This window comes from Acidovorax sp. GW101-3H11, assembly GCF_001633105.1.
Taxonomy (GTDB): domain Bacteria; phylum Pseudomonadota; class Gammaproteobacteria; order Burkholderiales; family Burkholderiaceae_C; genus Acidovorax.
Window position 1 is genome coordinate 792,364 of record NZ_LUKZ01000009.1, and the last position, 23,317, is coordinate 815,680.

Here is a 23,317-nt window from a genome sequence, read left to right on the forward strand (position 1 = left end):
GCGGCTCCTCAGGCAGCGGGGTGGTCACCCCGTCTCAGCATTTCGACGTGGGGGATGTCGTCTTCCAGGTATTCGTCGGACACGGCCTCAAAACCCAGGCTGCCGTAAAAGCCCTGCAGGTGCGCCTGCGCGCTGATGCGGATGCCCCGGCCGGGCCACGCCTGGCTGCAGCGCGCAATGCCTTCCGCCATCAGCGCCCGGCCCGTGCCATTGCCGCGCGCTTCCTTGGCGGTCACCACGCGGCCGATGGAGGGCTCGGGGTAGTTCACGCCCGGGTCTGCCACGCGCAGGCAGGCTTGCAGCACGCCCGCCTCGTCGTAGCCCAGCAGGTGGTGCGATTGCTTGTCCGCCCTGTCCGGGTCCTGGTAGGGGCCCTGCTCCAGGATGAAGACCTTGCAGCGCAACGCCAGCGCGTCGTGCAGGGCGTGCACGCCCAGGTCGTCGAAGCAGGCCCAAAGCCAACGCAGCGCCATCAGATCAGCTTCACCAGTTGCTTACCGAAGTTTTTGCCCTTGAGCAAGCCCAGGAAGGCTTCGGGCGCAGCGGCAATGCCGTGGGCAACCGTTTCGCGCGGGCGCAGCTTGCCGGTGCCGACCAGCGTGCCCAGCTCCTTCAGCGCCTCGGGCCAAACTTCCATGTGCTCGCTCACGATGAAGCCTTCGACCTTCATGCGGTTGATGAGCATGAGCGCGGGATTGGCCATGGGCAGGGGCGCGCCGTCGTAGCCTGCAATCATCCCGCACAAGGCCACGCGGCTGAAGGCGTTCATGCGCAGCATCACGGCGTCCATGATCCAGCCGCCCACGTTCTCGAAGTAGCCGTCGATGCCGTTGGGGCAGGCTTCCTTGAGTGCCTTGGACATGGCCTTTACATCGCTGTGCTCCTTGTAGTCGATGCAGGCATCAAAGCCCAGCTCGTCCACCGCGTATTTGCACTTGTCAGCACCGCCTGCAATGCCCACCGCGCGGCAGCCGCGCGCCTTGGCCAGGGCGGCAAAGGCGCTGCCCACGGCGCCGGTGGCGGCGCTCACCACCACGGTGTCGCCCGCCTTGGGCGCGATGATCTTGACCAGGCCGTACCAGGCCGTCACGCCCGGCATGCCCACAGCGCCCAGGTAGTGCGACAACGGCACATGGGTGGTATCGACCTTGCGCAGTGCGCCCAGCGCGTTGCCATCGACCACGCTGTACTCCTGCCAGCCGCCCATGCCCACCACCTTGTCGCCCACGGCGTACTTGGGGTGCTTGCTCTCGGCCACCTCGCCCACGGTGCCGCCGATCATGACCTCGCCCAGGCCTTGCGACGCCGCGTAGCTCTTGCTCTCGTTCATGCGGCCGCGCATGTAGGGGTCCAGGCTCAGGAAGTGATGGCGCACCAGCACTTCGCCGTCCTTGAGCTCAGGGGTGTCCACCGCCACCAGCTTGAAGTTGCTGGCCACGGCCTCGCCGTGGGGGCGGTTGTCGAGAACGATTTGTTGGTTGCGTGGCATGAGAGGCTCCTTCAGTGTGAAATCACTATCAATTTAATAGCTATAAGCGCTTATCTGTTGCGCGGAAACGGCCATTTTTATTCGGAAAAACTGGCTCAATCGGTGGAAATCACCTTGAGCCCGTGGGCGCTGCGGTTGTCCACCGGCAGGCGCCGCACATACTTGAACGTGCCCGTGGCATGGCTGCAGATGCGGCCCTGCGCGTCGTACACCGTGCCCTCGGTAAACGCCATGGTGGCCGTGCGGTGGATGAGCCGCCCCTTGGCCACCAGCGGCCCGCGCGCGGGCTGCATGAAGCTGGTCTTCATCTCGATGGTGACCACACCCATGTCTGGCGTCTCGCTGCGCGCAGCCGTGGCCATGGTCACGTCCAGCAGCGTCATCGACGCACCGCCATGCGTCACGTCAAACGAGTTCAGGTGCTCAGGTTTGGCTTCGTAGCGCAGCTCGGACTCGCCGCCTTCCATGCGGTGCAGCGTGAAGCCGAGGTGGCTGACAAAGGGGATTTCGACACCAAAACTTTTCACGGCATGTCCTCAATAGACGAACTAAAAAACTGGCACTGCCCAAGCCAGCGACCGCCGCGCAAGGGCCGCCCCGCCGCGGTGGCGGTGTCCCCCTTCCCGGCGAAGCCGAGAGAAGGGGGAAGGCGCAAAGCACCTCAGGGGGATGATCACCCTCCCGTGACGATGCTCACGCCCCCATCCACCGCGAGCCACTGGCCGGTGATGTGCTTGCCTGCATCCGAAGCGTACAGCGCGCACAGGCCCTTCAAATCTTCGTCGTCGCCCAGTCGGCCCAGCGGGGCATGGGCAGCCAGCGCTTCCTCGCCCATGGCCTTGAGCGTACCCACCGTCATCTTGCTCGGGAAGAACCCCGGGCAGATCGCATTGACGCGGATGTTGTACGCGCCCCATTCGGCAGCCAGTGCGCGCGTGAAGTTGATCACAGCGCCCTTGGAGGTGTTGTAGGCAATGGTGTTCATGCCCTTGGGATTGCCGCCCAGGCCCGCGATGGACGCCACGTTGATGATGCTGCCGCTGCGGCGGCCGATCATGCTGTGCTTGGCGATGTGCTGGCTGAGGATGAAGTAGCCGCGCACGTTCAGGTTCATCACCTTGTCCCAGGCGTCCACCGGGTGGTCTTCGGCGGGCGCGCCCCAGGCGGCACCGGCGTTGTTGATGAGGATGTCCACATGGCCCAGGCACTCCAGCGTTTCGTCGGCCAGGCGGCGGATGTCGGTCTCGTTGGCGCAGTCGGCAGCGATCCAGCGGGCATCGATGCCTGCGGCCTGCAGCTCGGCGGTGGCTTCTTCCAGATCGGAGGCCTTGCGCGAGCTGAGCATGATCTTGGCGCCTGCTTCGCCCAGCGCATGCGCCAGTTGCAGGCCCAGGCCGCGCGAGCCGCCGGTCACCAGGGCGGTCTTGCCGGTCAGGTCAAACAGTTGTTGGATAGTGCGTGTCATGGTGTCTCGTCTCCTTGGGTTTATCGGAACATTCTCGGCGCCGATCGTCAACCGGGCCGGTGTTTGCAGCAGCCATTGTGCGGCGCAACGCGGGGCCATTGTGTCGCCCCGGTGTCGGCGCCAGTTCAGCGCCACTTCGGCACAGCTTCAGCGCCACTTCGGCAGCAAGCTCAGTCTGTTTTCAGGCGCGCGCGCACGGCAATCAGCACCACGCCCACGGCGGCCGCCAGCCCACCGCCCAGCGCCAGGCTCCAGCCCAGGGCAGCGTCGCTGCGCCCGGTAGCCAGGCCCAGCACCAGCGTGAGCAGGCCACCGTAGATCAGCACCCAGATCAGCTTGTGCAGTCGCTGCAGGTTTTGGGAAGTGGCCATGGTCAAAATGCATCCTCGGGAAAGCTGGCGCAGGTCGCATCGCGCGTGCTGACCACCTGCAGCCAGGCGCCGATCTTGGGCAGCTCATAGTGAAAGAAATAGCGCATGGACCCCATGCGGCCCACGCTGGCGGGCTGCGCCAGTGCGGCGTCATCGGCCAGCGTGGCCAGCGCCAGGTCCAGCCACACCCAGGCCAGCACCGTGTGGCCAAAGGCCTGCATGTAAGGCACGGCATTGGCCAGCGCATCGGCCGGCTGGCCCGTGGCCCAGGCGGCCTTGGTGGCAGCGCCCACCTGCTGCAGCGCCGCGCCCAGCGCATTGGCATGGGCTGCCAGTGCAGGGACCTGGATCGCACGCTCGATGGTGGCGTTGATGCGCCCAGCGAGCAGTTGCAGGCCCCGGCCGTTTTCCATCAGCACCTTGCGGCCCAGCAGGTCCATGGCCTGGATGCCGTGCGTGCCTTCATGGATCATGTTCAGGCGGTTGTCGCGCCAGTACTGCTCCACCGGGAAGTCGCGCGTGTAGCCGTAGCCGCCGTGGATCTGGATGGCCAGCGAGTTGGCCTCCAGGCAGAACTCGCTGGGCCAGCTTTTGGCGATGGGGGTGAGCACTTCCAGCAGCAGGCGGGCTTCGTCGGCCGCAGCGGCGTCGCCCGAGTGCTGCTCGTCCACCAGGCGGGCACAGAACAGGTTGAGCGCCAGCGCGCCCTCGCCATACGACTTCTGGGCCAGCAGCATGCGCTTGACATCGGCGTGTTCAATGATGCGCACCTGGGGCTGGGCAGCATCCTTGACCACGGCCGCAGCGCCTGCCGCATCCTTGGGGCCCTGCACGGGGCGGCCCTGGGGGCGGTTCTTGGCGTAGTCCAGGCTGGCGTAGTAGCCCGCCAGGCCGAGCATGGTGGCGGCCATGCCGATGCCGATGCGCGCCTCGTTCATCATGTGGAACATGCAGGCGAGGCCCTTGCCGGGCTGGCCCACCAGGTAGCCCACGGCACCGGCCTGGCCTTCGACGGGGAACTTGCCTTCGCCAAAGTTGAGCAAGGTGTTGGTGGTGCCGCGCCAGCCCAGCTTATGGTTCAGGCCCGCCAGCGCCACATCGTTGCGCACGCCGGTGAGGTTGCCCTGGGTGTCCACGAGCTTCTTGGGCACGATGAACAGCGAGATGCCGCGTGTGCCCGGCACCAGCTTTCCGTCCGCCCCGGGGATCTTGGCCAGCACCAGGTGCACGATGTTCTCGGTCAGCTCATGGTCGCCCGAGCTGATCCACATCTTGTTGCCGGTGAGGCGGTAGCGCGGGCCCAGCGGGTCGGCCTCATAGCCCTCGCCGTCGGGCACAGCGCGCGTAGCCACATCCGACAGCGACGAGCCCGCCTGGGGTTCGGACAAACACATGGTGCCCGACCAGCGGCCATTGAATTCATTGAGCGCAAACACCTCTTTCTGCAGCGCCGTGCCATGCGCCATCAGCAAATTGGCATTGCCCGAGGTGAGCAGGTTGGAGCCGATGCTGATCGAGGCCACCGCGAAGAAGCTGTTGGCCGCTGCTTCGAGCGCATAGGGCAGCTGCATGCCGCCAATCTCGTAGTCCTGCGCGGCCGACAGCAAGCCCGATTCTGCGTAGGCCTTGCGTGCCTCGTAGGTGGCCTGGGGCAGGATCACCTTCTCGCCATCGAAATGCGGCTCTTCGGTGTCTACCGTGCGGTTGAAGGGGGCGTATTTCTCGCGTGCGATGCGCTCGCAGGTGTCGAGCACCGCGTCGAAGGTTTCACGCGAATGGTCGGCAAAGCGTGCGCGGGCCGCGAGGGCCTCGGCGCCCAGCCAGTCGTAGAGCAGGAAGTCGAGCGTGGAACGCAAGGTCATGGGGTCTCCTTGTGGTTGGCATGCCCGCGCTCCTCCTGCTCTGCGCGAGGATCAGCGTGCGGGCAGCACGATGTTCTTGAAACACCAGAACTCCATGTCCGAATCGGGCCTGGGCTGGCAGCTGGCCTCTCCCAGCTGCAGGCGCGTGGCACCTGCGGGGAGCGGCGGGAAAGTGATCTTCAGAAACTTGCTGCGGCCGGGTTTGACCACATCCATCTTGACATTGCACAGCGTCAGCCCACCGATGGACTGCTGCTGCAGCACCGTGCCGCTGCCCAGGTCCTTGAGAGTGAACGCATCGGGCGATCCCGTGGGCTGCGCGCAGGCCTCGAATGCCTCGTTGGTGCTGTTCTTCACCAGCAGCGTGACGCGGGTCTGCTTGGCATCGACCACCACCTCCTGCAGCACCACGTCCGGGTCGGACTCCAGCGGCAGCTGGAGCTTGAAGCTCTGGGCATGGGCACTGCATGCCATGGCAAGTGCGGACAGTGCAGCAAAAAGGCGAAAGGAGGACGTGCGACGCATGGGGGGGTACCGTTGAGGGAAGGAAGGGGAATGGAGCGTGGACCGGGCACCGCGCTGGCCACCGGCCGCGCCGGATTCTGCCCGCGCAACCGCTGCCCGCAGGCACCGACCGAATTCCACAAGGCAACAATTTGTAGCCTATTGCCCTTCCACCCTCCCCTCACGGCCCCCGGCCGCAGTCACCTGGCCACCAGGGGCCCCCCACACACCAAGGGCCGCCCGCGAGCACCCGGCACAGCACACCCCCTGCGTGCGCTGTGCAGACCTCGGGCGAGGCCCTGCCGGTGCGCATGCTGGTGGCGTACCAGGGTGCCGCCGTGGTCAGAACACCTCGAAGATGCCCGCAGCGCCCATACCGCCGCCGATGCACATGGTCACGCACACGCGCTTGGCGCCACGGCGCTTGCCTTCGATGAGGGCGTGGCCCGTGAGGCGCTGGCCCGACACGCCGTAGGGGTGGCCCAGGGCGATGGCGCCGCCGTTCACGTTCAGGCGATCGGCCGGGATGCCCAGCTTGTCGCGGCAGTACAGCACCTGCACAGCAAAGGCTTCGTTCAGCTCCCACAGGTCGATGTCTTCCACCTTCAGGCCCAGCTTCTTCAGCACCTTGGGCACGGCGAACACGGGGCCGATGCCCATCTCGTCGGGCTCGCAACCAGCCACCGCAAAGCCGAGGAAACGGCCCAGGGGCTTGAGGCCCTTCTTGCTGGCGTAGTCTTCGCTGGTCAGCACGCAGGCACCGGCGCCGTCAGAGAACTGGCTGGCATTGCCGGCCGAGATCAGGCCGCCGGGCAGCGCCGAGCGCAGGCCGCTGATAGCTTCGACCGTCGTGCCTTCGCGCGTGCCTTCGTCCTTGCTCACGGTGACTTGCTTGGTGATCAGGCCCAGGGTCTTGTCAGCCACACCGGCCGTCACCGTGATGGGGGCAATTTCGGCGTCAAACAAGCCGTTGGCCTGCGCAGCGCAGGCCTTTTGCTGGCTGCCTGCACCGTATTCGTCCATGGCTTCGCGGCCGATGTTGTAGCGCTTGGCCACTTGCTCGGCGGTCTGCAGCATGCTCCAGTAGATCTCGGGCTTTTGCTTGGCCAGCGCCAGGTCCTGGATCATGTGCAGGTTCATCTCTTGCTGCACGCAGGAGATGCTTTCGACACCACCGGCCACGAACACGTCGGCCTCGCCCGCGATGATGCGCTGGGCGGCCATGGCAATGGTCTGCAGACCGGACGAGCAGAAACGGTTGACCGTGACGCCGGAGGCCGTGATGGGCAGGCCCGCCTTCAGTGCGATCTGGCGCGCGATGTTGCTGCCGGTAGCGCCTTCGGGCGTGGCGCAACCCATGATGACGTCGTCCACGTCAGCGCCGTCAATACCGGCGCGCTGTACGGCGTGCTGCACGGCATGGCCGCCCAGGGTGGCGCCGTGCGTCATGTTGAAAGAACCCTTCCAGCTCTTGGCGAGCGGCGTGCGGGCGGTGGAAACAATCACTGCGGAGGTCATGTGAATTCCTTTGAATCTGTAGGTGGGTGCACGCGGCTATTTACTGGAAGGCCTTGCCTTCGGCGGCCAGCTTGGCCAGCAGCGGAGCGGGCTTCCAGAACGCTGCGTCATCCAGCGGGTTCCTGGCGAAACGGTCCATGGCCTGCACCACGTTGAACAGACCCACCTCGCTGGCGTAGTGCATGGGGCCGCCACGGTGGATGGGGAAGCCGTAGCCGGTCAGGTACACCATGTCGATGTCGCCGGACTTGCTGGCAATGCCGTCTTCCAGGATGTGAGCGCCTTCGTTGACCAGGGCAAACACCAGGCGCTGCACGATTTCTTCGTCCGAAATCTTGCGCGGCGTGATGCCGAGTTCCTTGCGATGGTCTTCGATCATCTTGTTGACCAGGTCGCTCGGGATCGCATCGCGCTTGCCGGCCTGGTAGTCGTACCAGCCTGCGCCGGTCTTCTGGCCGAAGCGGCCCAGTTCACACAGCTTGTCGGCGGTGCGGCTGTACTTCATGTCGGCGCGCTCCACGGAGCGGCGCTTGCGGATGGCCCAGCCGATGTCGTTGCCCGCCAGGTCGCCCATGCGGAACGGGCCCATGGCAAAGCCGAACTTCTCCACGGCCTTGTCCACTTGCTGCGGCGTGCAGCCTTCGTCCAGCAGGAAACCGGCCTGGCGGCTGTACTGCTCGATCATGCGGTTGCCGATGAAACCATCGCACACGCCCGAGACCACCGAGGTCTTCTTGATCTTCTTGCCGATGGCCATCACCGTGGCCAGCACGTCCTTGGCGGTCTCTTTGCCACGCACCACTTCGAGCAGCTTCATCACGTTGGCGGGGCTGAAGAAGTGCATGCCCACCACGTCCTGCGGACGCTTGGTGAAAGCGGCGATCTTGTCCACGTCGAGTGTAGAGGTGTTGGACGCCAGGATGGCGCCGGGCTTGGCCACGGCATCCAGCTGCTTGAACACGGCTTCCTTGACGCCCATTTCTTCGAACACGGCTTCGATGATGAGGTCGCAGTCCTTGAAGTCGTCGTAGCTCAGCGTGGTGCTCAGCAGGGCCATGCGCTGGTCGTACTTGTCCTGCTTGAGCTTGCCCTTCTTGACCTGGGCTTCGTAGTTCTTCTTGATCGTGGCCACGCCACGGTCCAGGGCTTCCTGCTTCATTTCCAGAATCTTGACGGGGATGCCTGCGTTCAGGAAGTTCATGGAAATGCCGCCGCCCATGGTGCCCGCGCCGATCACGCCGACCAGCTTGATGTCGCGCTTGGGGGTGTCGGATGCCACATCAGGAATCTTGCTCGCTGCACGCTCTGCCATGAACAGGTGGCGCAGTGCGCGCGACTCGGGCGTCCACATCAGGTTGATGAAGATTTCGCGCTCGACCAGCATGCCTTCGGCAAACTTCTTCTTGGTGGCGGCTTCGACCGCATCCACACACTTGGCAGGCGCGGGGAAGTTCTTGGCCATGCCCTTGACCATGTTGCGCGCGAACTGGAAATACGCATCGCCTTCGGAGTGCTTGCAGGGGAAGTTGCGCACCAGGGGCAGCGGGCGGGCATCGGCCACGCTCTGTGCAAACGCCAGGGCTTCTGCCGCCAGCGACTCGGCCGACGCGGCCATCTTGTCGAACAGCTTCTGGCCGGGCACGGCGCCGATCATTTCGCTCTTGACGGGCTCGCCGCTCACGATGAGGTTGAGCGCGGCTTCGACACCGATCACGCGCGGCAGGCGCTGCGTGCCGCCTGCGCCGGGGATCAGACCCAGCTTGACTTCGGGCAATGCAATCGAGCAGCCAGGGGCTGCAATGCGGTAGTGGCAACCCAGGGCCAGCTCCAGCCCGCCGCCCATGGCGACGCTGTGCATGGCGGCCACGACGGGCTTGGCCGAGTTTTCGATGGCGGCAATCACCGACAGCAGGTTGGGTTCCTGCAGCGACTTGTCGGTGCCGAACTCCTTGATGTCGGCGCCGCCAGAGAACGCACCACCGGCACCGGTGATCACGATGGACTTCACGGCAGCATCGGCATTGGCACGGCCAAGGCCGTCCACGATGCCCTGGCGGGTCGCCAGACCGAGTCCGTTGACGGGAGGGTTGGCCATGGTGATCACGGCAACGGAGCCGTGGACTTTGTATTCAGCGGTCATGGTGCTGTTGTTCCTTGGAAAGTGAAAAAGAACGATCGTGCGTTTTTATTGTAGAGACTTCAAACCAGTTTGGCGTGTCAATTTGTCCCGGGCGGGACAAGGGGGTTTGCAGCGCACCATTTGTTAGAGCAAAAAAAGAGGCGCCTTCAGCTACCAGGCGCCTCTTTTTGTCATGGTTTCTCAGAAATCGTCAGACTTCAAGCCACTCTTTTCGGATGTAGTTATCAGCCCGCAGACTGTCCGGCGTGCCCTGGAACACGATGGAGCCGTGGCCCATCACCAGTGCGCGGTCCGAGATCTTCATCGCGATGGTGAGCTTCTGCTCGATCAGCAGCACCGAGATGCCGCGCGACTTGATGGTCTGCAGGTACTGCCCCACCAGCTCGACAATCTTGGGCGCCAGGCCTTCGGTGGGCTCGTCGATGATGATCAGGTCAGGGTCGCCCATCAGCGTGCGGCACAGGGTCAGCATCTGCTGCTCGCCGCCCGACATCACGCCCGCCTCGGTGTGCTGGCGCTCCTTGAGGCGCGGGAACATGTCGTACATGTCGTCAAACGACCAGCGGCTGTTCTTGCCACTGCCCTTCTGGCCGAGCATCAGGTTCTGGTGCACGGTGAGGTTGGGGAACACATCGCGGCTTTCCGGCACGTAGCCCACCCCCAGGTGGGCGATCTCGTAGGCCTTCTTGCCGTTGAGGTCCTGGCCCTTCCAGTTCAGGGTGCCCTCCCAGTCCACCAGGCCCATGATGGCCTTGGCGGTGGTGGAGCGGCCCGAGCCGTTGCGCCCCAGCAGGGCCACGATTTCACCGGGTTGCACGTCAAAGGTCACACCATGCAGCACATGGCTTTTGCCGTAGTAGGCGTGGAGATTCTCGATTTTCAGCATGTCAGTGTCCCGCCCCTTGCTCGTCTGCAACGACCGAGCCCAGATAGGCCTCCTGCACGCGCTGGTTGGCGCGCACCTTTTCGGGCGTGTCGAAAGCAATCACTTCGCCATACACCACCACGGCAATCTTGTCGGCCAGGCCAAACACCACGCCCATGTCGTGCTCCACCGTGAGCAGCGTGCGGCCCTCGGTCACCTCCTTGATGAGGTGGATGAAGCGGGTGGTTTCGGTCTTGCTCATGCCCGCCGTGGGCTCGTCCAGCAGGATCACGTTGGCACCACCGGCAATGGTGATGCCGATCTCCAGCGCGCGCTGCTCGGCGTAGGTAAGGTTCATCGCCAGCGTGTCGCGTTTCTTGTCGAGCTTGATCATCTCCATGAGCTGCTTGGCGCGCTCGTTGGCATCGTGCAGGTTCGACAGGAAGCGCAGGAACGTGTACTTGTAGCCCATGCTCCAGAGCACGCCACAGCGCAGGTTCTCGAACACGCTCAGCTTGGGGAAGATGTTCGTGATCTGGAAGCTGCGCGAAAGCCCGCGCCGGTTGATCTCGTACGGCGCCATGCCATTGATGCGCTGGCCGTTCAGGATCACGTCCCCGCTGGTGGGCGCAAAGCGCCCGCTGATCAGATTGAACAGCGTGGATTTGCCCGCACCGTTGGGGCCTATGATGGCCACCCGCTCGCCGGGGGCCACTGCCAGGTTGGCACCACGGATGATCTCCGTCTTGCCAAAGCTCTTGCGCAGGTCGCGCAGTTCGAGCGCGTAGGTTGCGTTGTCAGCCGCCATGGTTACACCGCCTCCCCGCGCTTGATTTCATGTTCTATTTCTTCCTGGATCTTGCCCCACTGGCGCACAAACTGGCGGCGGCAAAGCTCGAAGAGACCAAAGCCCGTCACCATCACAAAGATGGCGCCAAACCAGCTGCCAAAGCCCTTGGCATTGAGCGTTGCGCCCAGGAACGTCAGCTCGGTGCCCAGCGCTGCATTGAGCTGCAGGTGGTAGGTCATCTCGATCATGCAGGCCGCGCCCAGCACCCCCACCAGGGCGGTACCGCCCAGGCCCAGGTACGACGTCCAGAGCTGGCGCAGCTTGCCAAACTTGGCCAGGCGCAGGTTCATCATGATCAGGCTGGCCACGCCGCCGGGCGCATACATCACCATGAACAGGAACACCAGACCCAGGTACAGCAGCCAGGCCTTGGACAGCTCGGACAGCAGCACCGAAGCCAGCACCAGCAGCACCGCGCCGATGATGGGACCGAAGAAGAACGTGGCCCCGCCCAGGAAGGTGAAGAGCAGGTAGCCGCCCGAGCGCACCACGTTCAGGCTGTCGGCACCGGTCACGATCTCGAAGTTGATCGTGGCCAGGCCGCCGCCAATGCCTGCAAAGAAGCCTGCGATGATGAAGGCGAAGTAGCGCACCCGCTGCGTGTTGTAGCCGATGAACTCCACACGTTCGGGGTTGTCGCGCACGGCGTTCAGGATGCGGCCCAGCGGTGTGCCAGTGAAGGCAAACATCGCTGCTGTGCACACGAAGCAGTAGGCAGCGATCAGGTAGTACACCTGCATGCCCGAGCCAAAATTCAGGCCAAAGAAGGCCTTGCCGTACACCCGGTCAGTGGTGATGCCCCCTTCGCCCCCGAAGAACTCGGGAAACATCAGGGCCATCGATGCGACCAGCTCGCCGATGCCCAGCGTGATCATGGCAAACGTCGTGCCCGACTTCTTCGTGGTCACGAAGCCCAGGATGATGGCGAAAAAGGCCCCGGCCAGCCCGCCGACCAGAGGGATCAGCACCAGCGGGATGTGGAAGCTGCCCTTGCCCGCCATGTTCATCGCATGGATGGCGATGAACGAACCCAGGCCGGTGTAGACCGCGTGGCCGAAGCTCAGCATGCCCCCCTGCCCCAGCAGCATGTTGTAGGACAGGCAGATGATGATGAGGTAGCCGATCTGCGAGAGCATGGTCAGCGCCAGGCTGCTGCGAAACAGCATGGGTGCAACGATCAAGGCAATCGCAAACAGCGACCAGATGACGATCCGCCCGACATTCCAGGGCTTGAACCGGTAGTGCGCCGTGGCGCTTGGGGAAGCAGTGTTGGTCATCGAATTCATGGCATCAGTCCTCCCGGGTGCCCAGCAGGCCCTTGGGGCGGAAGATCAGGATCAGCACGAGGAACAGGTAAGGCAGGATGGGTGCGACCTGGGAAATCGTGAGCTTGAGCAAGGGATAGCCAAAGGTCTGGTCGGTAACCGCCACGCCCACAGCCTTGAAGACGTGGATCAGTGAATAGTCGAGCGCCACCGCAAAGGTCTGCACCACACCGATCAGCAGCGAGGCGATGAAAGCCCCTGCCAGCGAGCCCATGCCCCCCACCACCACCACCACGAAGATGATGGAGCCCACCGACGCCGCCATGGCGGGCTCGGTGACATAGGTGTTGCCACCGATCACACCCGCCAGCCCCGCCAGTGCAGCGCCGCCGCCAAACACCAGCATGAACACGCGCGGCACGTTGTGGCCCAGCGCCTCGACCATCTCGGGGTACTTGAGGGCGGCCTGGATCACCAGGCCGATGCGGGTGCGCGTCAAAAGCAGCCACACGGACACCAGCATCAGCAGAGCCACCAGCATCACGAACGACCGCGACTTGGGGAACTGCGTACCGTACAGCGAGAACAGCGGGCCCTGCAGTTGCTCGGGCAGGCCATAAGGCACGGTCGAGCGGCCCCACACCAGCTGCACCACCTCCAGGATCAGGTACGAGAGCCCGAAGGTGACCAGCAGCTCTGGCACGTGGCCAAACTTGTGCACGCGGCGCAGGGCGTAGCGCTCAAACGCGGCGCCGAGCACAAACACCGCCAGCGGCGCCAGCACCAGCGCGGGCCAGAAGCCCACCACCCCGGAGATGGTGAACGCGAAATAGGCACCCAGCATGTAGAAGCTGGTGTGAGCAAAGTTGAGCACGCCCATCATGCTGAAGATCAGCGTGAGGCCGGAACTCAGCATGAACAGCAGGAGCCCGTAGCTCACGCCGTTCAGCAAAGAGATCACGAAAAACTCAGGATTCATTGGAATTTTTCACTGCAGGGGTAAAAAAAAGGCCCGAGCCAGGTCGGGCCTCGAAGCGGTCACGCAGGACTTACGGACGCTTCATCTGGCACGACGTGGGCGTGCTGGCCACATAGGGCTCGTAGTACTTCACAGGCACAAAGGTGTAGCCAGTGTTCTCGGAGTCGATAGGGAACTTGCCACCGGCCTTCTCCCACTTCGAGATGAACAGGCCCTGCTGCAGCTGGTGGTCGGTCTTGCGCATTTCGACTTCGCCGTTGAAGCTCTTGAACTTCATGCCTTCAAACGCAGCGGCTACCTTGACGGGGTCGGTGGACTTGGCCTTGGCAAAGCCCTCCGACAGCATCGTGAACGCGTGGTACACGGCACCGGTGTACATGTCGTCGTTGAACTTCTTCTTGTAATCCACCACGATCTTGTTCAGCTCGCCCGGCAGGTTCATGTGGGCGTAAGCCACCATGTAGACGCGGCCTGAAGCAGCGGCGCCCATGGCCGTGGGGCTGCCGGTGACAGAGCCATAGTAGGTGTAGAAGTTGACGTTGTTCAGGCCTGCGTCATTGGCAGCCTTGATCAGCAGCGCGAGGTCAGAACCCCAGTTGCCGGTGATCACGCTGTCGGCACCCGAGGCCTTGATCTTGGCGATGTACGGGGCAAAGTCGCGCACCTGGGCCAGGGGGTGCAGGTCGTCGCCGACAAACTGCACGTCGGGGCGCTTGCGCTGCATCATTTCCTTGGCGAACTTCGAGACCTGGTGGCCGTGCGAGTAGTTCTGGTTGATCAGGTAGACCTTCTTGACCTCGGGCAGGTCCTTCATGTAGGTCGTCAGCGCTTCCATCTTCATGGACGTGTCTGCATCCAGGCGGAAGTGCCAGTAGCTGCACTTGCTGTTGGTGAGATCAGGATCCACGGCGGCGTAGTTGAGGAACAGGACTTCCTTGCCGGGATTGCGTGCGTTGTGCTTTTCCAGCGCGTCGATGATGGCGAGCGCAGGGCCTGAGCCGTTGCCTTGCACCACGTAGCGTGCGCCCTGGTCCATGGCCGAGCGCAGAGCGCTGGTGGTCTCTTGTGGGCTGAGTTTGTTGTCGATTCCGATGATCTCGAATTTGACCCCTGCGGCGTTCTTCTTGTTGAACTCTTCGGAGATGAACTGGAAGCTCTTGAGCTGGTTCGTTCCGACGGCTGCCATCAGACCCGAAAGGGGGTCCAGCCAGGCGATCTTCACTGTTTCGCCCTTTTGAGCGAAGGCCCCGCCAGCGGCCGCCAAGATTACCGAGGCTGCTACAGCCTTAATAGCAAATTTCATGGTTTTGTCTCCTAGTGAATCGACACAACGCAGCGTACCGCGTTGCAACAATGCGATGCTCAGGGATTGCCCTACCAGCGTCGCACACGTGACTGAACTCGGTGTCACCCCCTGAGGCGCTGCGCGCCTTCCCCCTCTCCTTCGGGAGGGAGACGCACCCGGTGGCCTGGCAAAGCCAGTTCCACGGGTGCACTGGTCTGGGCCGCGCCAGTTTCGAAAGCCGCGAGGGCGATCAAGAGGGCTAGCGGAGCCGAAGACGCAGCTTTCACAAGCCCGGAAGCTTGTAATCCTTGAGCTGCTCACGCAGTTTGGTTTTGAGCATCTTGCCGGTGGCACCGAGCGGAATGGCATCGACAAACACCACGTCGTCCGGGATCTGCCACTTGGCGGTTTTGCCTTCGTAAAAAGCGAGCAGCTCATCGCGTGTGACCTCAGTGCCGGGGCGCTTGACCACAGCCACGATCGGGCGCTCGTCCCACTTGGGATGCGGCATACCCACACACGCTGCCATGGCAATCGCGGGATGGGCCATGGCGATGTTCTCGATGTCGATGGAGCTGATCCACTCGCCGCCCGACTTGATCACGTCTTTGCTGCGGTCAGTGATCTGCATGAAGCCGTCGGCATCGATGGTGGCCACGTCGCCCGTGGGGAACCAGCCCCGGCCTTGCTTGTCTTTGACAAGCGGATGGCCGCCTTCGCCCTTGAAGTAGCTGTCCACGATCCACGGGCCCTTGACCAGCAGGTCGCCGTAGGTCTTGCCGTCCCAGGGCAGCTCTTCGCCATCACCGCCGACGATCTTCATATCCACACCATAGATCGCGCGGCCCTGCTTGAGCAAGACCTTCATCTGCTCATCCTTGGGCAGCGACAGGTGCTTGTTCTTGAGCGTGCACAGCGTGCCCAGTGGGCTCATCTCGGTCATGCCCCAGGCGTGCAGCACTTCCACGCCGTAGTCTTCCTTGAACGCATGGATCATGGCCGGTGGGCAGGCCGAGCCACCAATCACCGTGCGCTTGAGCGTGGAGAACTTCAGGCCTGCAGGCTTCATGTGGCCCAGCATCATCTGCCACACGGTCGGCACACCGGCGGCGTAGCTCACCTTTTCGGATTCGATGAGTTCATAGATCGACTTGCCATCCATCGCCGGGCCGGGAAACACCAGCTTGCAGCCCGTGAGCGCCGCCGAGTACGGAATGCCCCAGGCATTGACGTGGAACATGGGCACCACGGGCAGCACCGAGTCGCGGGCCGAGAGGCACATCACGTCGGGCAGCGCGGCGGCATAGGCATGCAGCGTGGTCGAGCGGTGGCTGTAAAGCGCGGCCTTGGGGTTGCCCGTGGTGCCGCTGGTGTAGCACATGCTCGATGCCGAGTTCTCGTCAAACTCGGGCCAGGCGTAGTCGGCCGAATGGGCGCCAATCCAGTCTTCATAGCTCGACAGGCCGGGAACACCAGAGTCCGCAGGCAGCTTGTCGGCATCGCACAGGGCCACCCACTTCTTCACGGTAGGGCACTTGGCGTGCACGGCCTGCACCAGGGGCAGGAAGGTCAGGTCAAAACACAGCACCTGGTCTTCGGCATGGTTGACGATCCAGGCGATCTGGTCGGGGTGCAGGCGGGGATTCACGGTGTGCAGCACACGGCCCGAGCCCGAGACACCAAAGTACATCTCCATGTGGCGGTAGCCGTTCCAGGCCAGCGTGGCCACGCGGTCGCTGAACTGCAGTTGCAGGTCGTCGAGCGCGTTGGCCAGACGGCGTGCACGCGCCGCCAGGTCGCGGTAGGTGTAGCGATGAATGTCACCCTCTACCCGCCGGGAGACGATTTCGGCGTCGCCATGGTGGCGTTCTGCGAACTCGATCAGCGACGAGATCAGCAACGGTTGACTTTGCATCAGGCCCAGCATGGGTGCTCCTTGAATGTTGTAGTGAAGGGAAAGATCATGGTAGCGCGAGGCATGGGCCCCAGGTGTCTCCAAAGTCATGCAAACAGGCCGCTGAAATCCATTGGTCCACCAGGCGCTGCGCCACCCGCCATCGGCTTTGCCACGCAACTCCTGGCGCCCCACGGCAGGCCGCCAGTGTGCGCCGCGCGCGCGCGGCTGCCAACACCTGTCGTCCCATTGACAAAGCCCAAGGGATTACCCTGAACCCGGCGCCAAAGTGCAGCGACAATCGCGCACATGCTCAGCACCTTGCCCCCTGCTCCGCGCTTCATTTCGGCCCAGCCCTGGTTTGCCAGCGTGCCCGCCGCGCTGCAGGAGCGCCTGCGCGACGAGGTGTTTGCCGTGCAGGGCGACAAGGGCGCCGTCATGATGCCTGCGGGTAGCGCGGTGGAGGGCTGGCATGCCGTTCTGTCGGGCCTGGTGATGCTGCAGAGCCCGGCCAGCAAAGGACGGGCGTCGGCTTTCATCGGTGTGCCGGATGGCGAGTGGTTTGGCGAGGGCTCGGCCATGAAGCCCGAGCCGCGCAAGTACAACGTGGTGGCGCTGCGGCCAACCACGCTGCTGTGCCTGCCGCTGCCACTGTTTGCCACGCTGCGCGAGAGCAGCCTGGCGTTCAACCAGTTCCTGGTGCAACACCTGAACATGCGGCTCGGACAGGCCATGACCATCATCGAGGCTGGCCGCACACAATCCCCCGAGCACCGCGTCGCGCTGTACCTGAGCCGGTTGTTCTGGCGCAGCACGCGCAGGCTCAACCTCACGCAGGACGAGCTGGGCCAGCTGGTGGGCCTGTCGCGCCAGACGGTGAACCGCGTGCTGCGCACGCTGGAGGCACTGGGCATCGTGTCGCTGGACTTTGGCAAGGTGGCCATCGTGGACGACGAGGCGCTCGGCGCATACCTTGCTGCCACCGCAGCAGCATGAACGGACATGGGAAGCAGCATCAGGCGCAGGGTCCTCACTGAACGCTCAGGCGCGTGGCCTTCTGGTCTGCGTCAAAGATGAACTTGCGCGGCCAGGGCTGCCACTCCTCGCCGAGGCCGGTGTGGTTGGGGTTGCCGGTGTGCACGAAGGCACGCACGCTGTCCATCATCACGCCAGAGAGCGCGAGGCGGCCGGGCTGGTTGGCCGTGCTGTTGGCGGCCTTGGCCAGCAGGGACGGGCCGAAGTTGCCAAAGACAAAGGGCAGGTCAAAGCCATGGGCAGCACCGTACACATCGTTCCAGGGTGCAGGCTGCTGGGCCCAGTTGAACTGGTAGCTCCACACGTTGGCTTGCTGGGTGCGCAACGTGCCCAGCAGGTTGTCGCGGCTGGGTTCAAAGAACACGCTGCCCAGCAGTTTCATGCGGGCGTTGTAGCCCGTGGATGGCGCCGCGATCGGCAGGTACGAAGGGTCAATGATGTCGGCCACCGTGAGCGTGGTGGGGGCATCGGGGTTGAAGCCCTGCGTCATCGCAAAGCGCTCCGCATCGCTGATCTTCAGGCCCGGCTTGCCACCCAGCAGCGCCAGGAAAGGCGCAAAGAGCTTGGCCTCGTCCTGGGTGTAGCCCGAGAGCACGGGCACCTTGTGGTAGCGGCCCGCTGCAATCTCCGCGATGGGGTTGGTCGGCACCACCACACCGTCAGGAATCGGCCCCGACCCCGTGAGCCCTTTTTGCATCACTGTCTGCAGCACCACACGGCCGTCCTTGCCGCGCAGGTAGCTGGCAGTTTGCGCGGGCGTCCAGCCCGCCACCAGCGTGGCAGCGGCGGCAGCGTCGGGCGCCAGGCCGTCGGCCAGTGCCAGTGCGGCCAGCAAGGCCCCTGACTGCGCTGCGTACTTCGATGCCGGATTGAGCGTGGGGATGGAACCCGCTGGCAGGTTGCTGGCCAGCGAGATGCCTCCGCTGATGGGCACGATCTTGTGGAAAAGGCCTGCGGCCTGGGGCGCGGTGAGCAGCGCCAGGACGTTGATGGCGCCCGCCGACTGCCCCATCAGCGTCACATTGGCTGCATTGCCGCCAAACTTGGCGATGTTGCGCTGGATGAAGGTCAGCGCCTGCACATTGTCCAGCAGCGCATAGTTGCCCGTGTACGCCTGGCTGCCGCTGTGCAGTTGCGGCAGCTGGAGAAAGCCCAGCACATCCAGCCGGTAGTTGGCCGTGACCACCACGGCATTGGCCGCGCGCGCCAATGCGGCGCCGTCGTACACCGGGTCGGCCGTGTAGCCCGAGATGGCACTGCCGCCATGCAAGAAGAGCAGCACCGGCAGGTTGTCCTGATTGGTCGCAGGGCGCCAGATGTTCAGCGTCAGGCAATCCTCGTTGCCCACGGGCGTGCCCAAGGTCTGGCCAATGGTGTCGTCAAAGCGGTTGTTGGCCCCGGGCCCGTACAGACGCCCCATCTGCAGGCAGGCATTGCCAAAACGCGTGGCGCTGCGCTCACCGGCCCAGGCAGCGGGCTCCGCAGGTGGCTGCCAGCGCAAGTCCCCCACGGGCGGCTTGGCAAAGGGCATGCCCTTCCAGGCATAGGTGCCCGTCACGGCGCTATCGTCCACGCCGCGCACGGTGCCGTACACCGTCTCACGCACCTCGGGCGCAGAGCCCGAGCCACCACCACAACCAGCCAGAGCCAGCACGCACACCACCGCCCCCAGCCATGGCACACGCTTGCGCACATCGATCATGTCTTGTCTCCTGTGAGTTCTAGAATGGGTCAGGCCTCAGCGAAGCGTCACACTTGCGGCAGGGCCTGACCTCGGCGACGATTGTGTGAATGCATCGCCGCTGGCCCACTATCGCAACCACGCCAAAACAGTGACTTCAGAACACCACCCTCGCGTTAACCCTGAGTGGGAAGCCTGCCCATGAACCACCCATGACCCAGCGCACCAGCTCCGCCGCATGGGTGCGTGGCATTGCGGACATGTTTGCGGCAGAAGGGCTGCCAGCGGCCGACCTGTGCACCGAAGCCGGCATCGACCTGCCGGGTCTGCAGCAGCAGCCTCAGACCCGCGTGGATGTGGACCGCGTGAGCCGGCTCTGGGAGGCCGCAGCGGCGCGCTACGGCCAACCCGGCCTGGGCCTGGAGCGGGACCTGGCAGCGCGGTACGGCAATGTGGACCTGGTGGGCTACGCGCTGGCCTCCGGCCCCAACCTGCTTATCGGCTTTGAACACCTGCAGCGGCAGATGGCGCTGATCTCGGACGCCACCACCTTTGAAATGAAGCGCGACCCGCGTGGCCAGGGCTACTGGCTGGCGCTCAGCCACATCGGCGCCACACGGCCCATTCCGCGCCAGCGCATCGAGTTCGCGGTGCTCACCCTGTTCACACTGTGCTGCTGGCTGACCCGGCGCGATCTGGTGCCCCTGGCTGTAGAACTGATCACCCCCCCACCTGGCGAAGACGGTCGGTATCGTGCCGCGTTTGGCGTCACGCCGCTCTTTGGCCAGCCCGCCAACCGTTTCCTGCTCTCCGAAGCCGATCTGCGCGCCCCCATCCCCACCCACAACCCAGGTCTGTGGACATTGCACGAACGGCTGGTCGAAACCGAGCTGGACCAGCTCGGCCAGACGCTGGCCAGCACCCGCGTCCGCACCGAAATCGCGCGCGTGCTGCACCTGGGCGAGCCCCGGCGCGAGGACATTGCCGCACGCCTGCACCTGACCGACCGCACCCTGCAGCGGCGCCTGCAGGCCGAGTCGGTGAGCTACCAGCAACTGCTGGACGACACCCGCCGCGAACTCGCGTGCCAGCACCTGAGCGATGAGCGCCGCAGCCTGGCCGAGATTGCCGACCTGCTGGGTTTTGCAGACCAGAGCAACCTGTTCCGCGCCTGCAAGCGCTGGTTTGGCATGCCGCCCGGGCAGTACCGCACACAGCTGCTGGCGGAGCCGGAGGCAGCGCCCACCTCCTGAGAATCCATAGCGGCAACGCCCCATGGCCTTGCCAGCCTTGTGCCATCCACGGTGCGAGACAATTGCGGCCATGAACCTGAGCGCCGACCACAGCGAAACCGCCGCCGACCTGGGACTGGCCTGGAACCACCGCTTCACCGACCTGGGGCCCGCCTTCCATACCGAACTGCGCCCCACCCCACTGCCCGCCCCCCACTGGGTGGGCACCAGCCCCGATGTGGCACGGCTGATCGGGCTCGACCCATCCTGGCTGGGGAGTGACAAAGCGCTGCAGGCCTTCACTGGCAACACGCTGCTGGCGGGCTCGCGCCCCCTGGCCAGCGTGTACAGCGGCCACCAGTTCGGGGTGTGGGCGGGGCAACTGGGCGACGGCCGGGCCATCCTGCTCGGCGAGACGGCCAACGGCCACGAAATCCAGCTCAAGGGCGCGGGCCGCACGCCCTACTCCCGCATGGGCGATGGCCGGGCGGTGCTGCGCTCCAGCATCCGTGAGTTCCTGTGCAGCGAGGCCATGCACGGGCTGGGCATTCCCACCTCGCGTGCGCTGTGCATCACCGGCTCGCCCGCGCCGGTGCGGCGCGAAGAGATCGAGACCGCCGCCGTGGTCACGCGCGTGGCGCCCAGTTTTGTGCGTTTTGGCCACTTTGAGCACTTTGCCGCCAACGGCCAGGAAGCCCCGCTGCAAGCGCTGGCCGACTATGTCATCGACCGCTACTACCCCGAATGCCGGGGCACCACGGATTTCGGTGGCAATGCCTACGCCGCCCTGCTGCAGGCGGTGAGTGAACGCACCGCGCGCCTCATGGCCCAGTGGCAGGCCGTGGGCTTTTGCCATGGGGTGATGAACACCGACAACATGAGCATCCTGGGCCTCACGATAGACTACGGCCCGTTCCAGTTTCTGGACGCTTTCGTGCCGGGCCATGTGTGCAACCACAGCGACACGCAGGGCCGCTATGCCTACAACCGCCAGCCCAATGTGGCGTATTGGAACCTGTTCTGCCTGGCGCAGGCGCTACTGCCACTGATCGGCGACGAGGAACTGGCCAAGGCGGCACTGGAGTCTTACAAGGCGGTGTTCCCGCAGGAGTTCATGGCCCTCATGCGCGCCAAGCTGGGCCTGACCACGGTGCACGAAGAGGACGCCACGCTGATCGACGGCATCCTGCTGCTGCTCGCAAAAAATGGCGTGGACTACACCATCTTCTGGCGCCGGCTCTCGCATGCCGTGGGCAGCGGCGATTTCGAGCCGGTGCGCGACCTGTTTGCCGATCACGCGGCCTGCGATGCATGGCTGCTATCATATTCAGAGCAAAAAAAGCATGATGGTCGCGCGGTAGCGGCCAATTTAATGCTCAAAACCAACCCCAAATTCGTGCTGCGCAACCACCTGGGCGAACAGGCCATCCGCGCGGCGAAACTTGGCGACTTCAGCGAACTCCAAACCCTGCAGCGGCTGCTGGAGCGCCCGTTCGACGAGCACCCCGGCCACGAAGCCTACGCAGCCTTCCCGCCCGACTGGGCGTCTTCCATCGAGATCAGCTGTTCATCATGACCCATCCCATCCAGAAGACCGACGCCGAATGGCAAGCCGTGCTGCGCGAAAAAGGCGCCGAGCCTGTGGCGTTCCAGGTCACCCGCCACGCCGCCACCGAGCGCCCGTTCACCGGCAAGTACGAAACCCACTGGGCCGACGGCAGCTACCACTGCATCTGCTGCGATGCCAAGCTGTTTGATTCGGACACCAAGTTCGACGCGGGCTGCGGCTGGCCGAGCTTCTCACAGGCCATCCCTGGCGCCATCACCGAAATCGTGGACCGCAGCCACGGCATGGTCCGCACCGAGACGGTGTGTGCACAATGCGGGGCCCATCTGGGCCACGTGTTTGAAGATGGCCCGGCACCCACCGGCCTGCGCTATTGCATGAACTCCGCGTCGCTCGACTTCGAATCCGACAAGGGCTGACCGCCGAGAATGTCCCCGACTCCATGAAAATCCTGATCGACTTCTTCCCCATCCTGCTGTTTTTCGGGGCCTACAAGTTCTATGGCATCTATGTGGGCACAGCCGTGCTCATGGCCGCCACGGTGGTGCAGATGGGCCTGATCTACGCCATCGACCGCCGCCTGCAGACCATGCACAAGGTCACGCTGGTGCTCATCCTGCTGTTTGGCACGCTCACGCTGGTGCTGCAGGACGACCGCTTCATCAAGTGGAAACCCACGGTGCTCTACGGCGCCATGTCCCTCGCGCTGGCCGTGGCCCTGTGGGCCATGAAGAAGAACTTCCTCAAGATGCTGCTGGGCAGCCAGCTGGACCTGCCCGACCGGGTGTGGTTGCGGCTCAATGTGGCGTGGATCATTTACTGCGCCTTCATGTCCGTCATCAACGCCTATGTGGTGGTCAACTTCAGCACCGAAGCCTGGGTGGACTTCAAGCTCTGGGGCTACGCCTTCCCACTGGTCTTCCTGATCGGCCAGGGCATCTACATCGCGCCACACCTCAAGGGCGACGAGCCTGCAGCCTGAGGCAACGAGACCACCATGACCACCCTCTCCATCGCCCAGCAGATGCATCAGGCCCTCGCCCTGCGGCTCACGCCCACCGCCCTTGAAGTGCTGGACGAAAGCGCCGCCCACGCAGGCCATGCCGGAGCCAACGGCACCGGTTTTGGCACGCATTTCCGGGTCCGCATTTCGTCACCTTTGTTTACAGGCAAGCCCCGCGTAGCGCAACACCGCCTTGTGTATGATGCGCTGCAAGAATTTATTGACCAAGGCGTACACGCCCTTGCCATTGAAGTTCTCTGAACCGGCCCCAGATAGCAATGCGCCGGATTTCAGCTGGCACAAACAACCTCT

22 protein-coding genes are annotated in these 23,317 nt (G+C 64.2%); 6 read left to right on the top strand and 16 right to left on the bottom strand.

Annotated elements, in window-relative coordinates; all coding sequences use genetic code 11:
- Nucleotides 1-8: 8 nt before the first annotated feature.
- From A1D30_RS09585 to A1D30_RS09655, 15 genes are all read right to left on the bottom strand, one after another.
- Nucleotides 9-473, bottom strand: a complete 465-nt coding sequence (locus tag A1D30_RS09585; RefSeq protein WP_063460498.1) for a GNAT family N-acetyltransferase — start codon at nucleotides 471-473, stop codon at nucleotides 9-11.
- Entirely contained in the window at nucleotides 473-1,489 is a 1,017-nt protein-coding gene (locus tag A1D30_RS09590) for an NADP-dependent oxidoreductase (protein ID WP_063460499.1), read from the bottom strand. The genes A1D30_RS09585 and A1D30_RS09590 overlap by 1 nt, the downstream gene beginning before the upstream one ends.
- Nucleotides 1,490-1,584: 95 nt before the next feature.
- Nucleotides 1,585-2,016, bottom strand: coding sequence for a PaaI family thioesterase (locus A1D30_RS09595; protein WP_063460500.1), 432 nt, complete (start codon nucleotides 2,014-2,016; stop codon nucleotides 1,585-1,587).
- 146 nt (nucleotides 2,017-2,162) lie between these two features.
- Nucleotides 2,163-2,954 (bottom strand): SDR family oxidoreductase, encoded by a 792-nt coding sequence (locus A1D30_RS09600; protein WP_063460501.1) that lies wholly within the window; start codon nucleotides 2,952-2,954, stop codon nucleotides 2,163-2,165.
- Between the two features lie 170 nt (nucleotides 2,955-3,124).
- Nucleotides 3,125-3,325, bottom strand: coding sequence for a hypothetical protein (locus A1D30_RS09605; protein ID WP_063460502.1), 201 nt, complete (start codon nucleotides 3,323-3,325; stop codon nucleotides 3,125-3,127).
- Nucleotides 3,326-3,327: 2 nt separating this feature from the next.
- The gene (locus tag A1D30_RS09610) at nucleotides 3,328-5,187 is read right to left on the bottom strand and encodes an acyl-CoA dehydrogenase (protein ID WP_063460503.1); all 1,860 of its coding nucleotides are present in this window, start codon (nucleotides 5,185-5,187) and stop codon (nucleotides 3,328-3,330) included.
- A 51-nt stretch (nucleotides 5,188-5,238) separates the two neighbouring features.
- Nucleotides 5,239-5,661, bottom strand: coding sequence for a hypothetical protein (locus A1D30_RS09615; RefSeq protein WP_242421834.1), 423 nt, complete (start codon nucleotides 5,659-5,661; stop codon nucleotides 5,239-5,241).
- A 372-nt stretch (nucleotides 5,662-6,033) separates the two neighbouring features.
- Nucleotides 6,034-7,209, bottom strand: a complete 1,176-nt coding sequence (locus A1D30_RS09620) for an acetyl-CoA C-acyltransferase (protein WP_063460505.1) — start codon at nucleotides 7,207-7,209, stop codon at nucleotides 6,034-6,036.
- A 40-nt stretch (nucleotides 7,210-7,249) separates the two neighbouring features.
- Nucleotides 7,250-9,349, bottom strand: a complete 2,100-nt coding sequence (locus A1D30_RS09625) for a 3-hydroxyacyl-CoA dehydrogenase NAD-binding domain-containing protein (RefSeq protein ID WP_063460506.1) — start codon at nucleotides 9,347-9,349, stop codon at nucleotides 7,250-7,252.
- A gap of 190 nt (nucleotides 9,350-9,539) precedes the next feature.
- The gene (locus tag A1D30_RS09630; RefSeq protein WP_063460507.1) at nucleotides 9,540-10,235 is read right to left on the bottom strand and encodes an ABC transporter ATP-binding protein; all 696 of its coding nucleotides are present in this window, start codon (nucleotides 10,233-10,235) and stop codon (nucleotides 9,540-9,542) included.
- 1 nt (nucleotide 10,236) lies between these two features.
- The gene (locus A1D30_RS09635; RefSeq protein WP_063460508.1) at nucleotides 10,237-11,022 is read right to left on the bottom strand and encodes an ABC transporter ATP-binding protein; all 786 of its coding nucleotides are present in this window, start codon (nucleotides 11,020-11,022) and stop codon (nucleotides 10,237-10,239) included.
- 2 nt (nucleotides 11,023-11,024) lie between these two features.
- On the bottom strand, nucleotides 11,025-12,350 hold the full coding sequence (locus tag A1D30_RS09640) for a branched-chain amino acid ABC transporter permease (protein ID WP_063460509.1): 1,326 nt from the start codon (nucleotides 12,348-12,350) through the stop codon (nucleotides 11,025-11,027).
- A 4-nt stretch (nucleotides 12,351-12,354) separates the two neighbouring features.
- Complete coding sequence (locus A1D30_RS09645; RefSeq protein ID WP_063460510.1) at nucleotides 12,355-13,308, bottom strand: branched-chain amino acid ABC transporter permease; 954 nt, start codon at nucleotides 13,306-13,308, stop codon at nucleotides 12,355-12,357.
- 70 nt (nucleotides 13,309-13,378) lie between these two features.
- Entirely contained in the window at nucleotides 13,379-14,611 is a 1,233-nt protein-coding gene (locus A1D30_RS09650) for a branched-chain amino acid ABC transporter substrate-binding protein (RefSeq protein WP_063460511.1), read from the bottom strand.
- 265 nt (nucleotides 14,612-14,876) lie between these two features.
- Nucleotides 14,877-16,520, bottom strand: a complete 1,644-nt coding sequence (locus A1D30_RS09655; protein ID WP_063460512.1) for a 3-(methylthio)propionyl-CoA ligase — start codon at nucleotides 16,518-16,520, stop codon at nucleotides 14,877-14,879.
- A 276-nt stretch (nucleotides 16,521-16,796) separates the two neighbouring features.
- On the opposite strand from A1D30_RS09655, the gene A1D30_RS09660 reads away from it, so the two are divergent.
- A complete protein-coding gene (locus tag A1D30_RS09660) occupies nucleotides 16,797-17,483 on the top strand; it encodes a Crp/Fnr family transcriptional regulator (RefSeq protein ID WP_063460513.1) in 687 nt (228 codons plus the stop codon).
- A gap of 34 nt (nucleotides 17,484-17,517) precedes the next feature.
- On the opposite strand, the gene A1D30_RS09665 is transcribed toward A1D30_RS09660, so the two are convergent.
- Entirely contained in the window at nucleotides 17,518-19,224 is a 1,707-nt protein-coding gene (locus A1D30_RS09665) for a carboxylesterase family protein (protein ID WP_063460514.1), read from the bottom strand.
- Between the two features lie 191 nt (nucleotides 19,225-19,415).
- Here A1D30_RS09665 and A1D30_RS09670 point away from each other — a divergent pair, with 191 nt between their 5' ends.
- The 5 genes from A1D30_RS09670 to A1D30_RS09690 all read left to right on the top strand — a co-directional run bounded on the left by A1D30_RS09670 (nucleotide 19,416) and on the right by A1D30_RS09690 (nucleotide 23,266).
- Nucleotides 19,416-20,456 (top strand): AraC family transcriptional regulator, encoded by a 1,041-nt coding sequence (locus A1D30_RS09670; protein WP_063460515.1) that lies wholly within the window; start codon nucleotides 19,416-19,418, stop codon nucleotides 20,454-20,456.
- Between the two features lie 70 nt (nucleotides 20,457-20,526).
- Nucleotides 20,527-22,011, top strand: coding sequence for a protein adenylyltransferase SelO (locus A1D30_RS09675; RefSeq protein WP_063460516.1), 1,485 nt, complete (start codon nucleotides 20,527-20,529; stop codon nucleotides 22,009-22,011).
- Complete coding sequence (gene msrB, locus A1D30_RS09680) at nucleotides 22,008-22,421, top strand: peptide-methionine (R)-S-oxide reductase MsrB (RefSeq protein WP_063460517.1); 414 nt, start codon at nucleotides 22,008-22,010, stop codon at nucleotides 22,419-22,421. Before A1D30_RS09675 ends, msrB begins: the two co-directional genes overlap by 4 nt.
- Before the next feature lie 23 nt (nucleotides 22,422-22,444).
- Complete coding sequence (locus tag A1D30_RS09685; protein ID WP_063460518.1) at nucleotides 22,445-22,984, top strand: septation protein A; 540 nt, start codon at nucleotides 22,445-22,447, stop codon at nucleotides 22,982-22,984.
- Nucleotides 22,985-22,999: 15 nt separating this feature from the next.
- Nucleotides 23,000-23,266, top strand: coding sequence for a BolA family protein (locus A1D30_RS09690; protein ID WP_063460519.1), 267 nt, complete (start codon nucleotides 23,000-23,002; stop codon nucleotides 23,264-23,266).
- The last annotated feature ends 51 nt before the right edge of the window (nucleotides 23,267-23,317 follow it).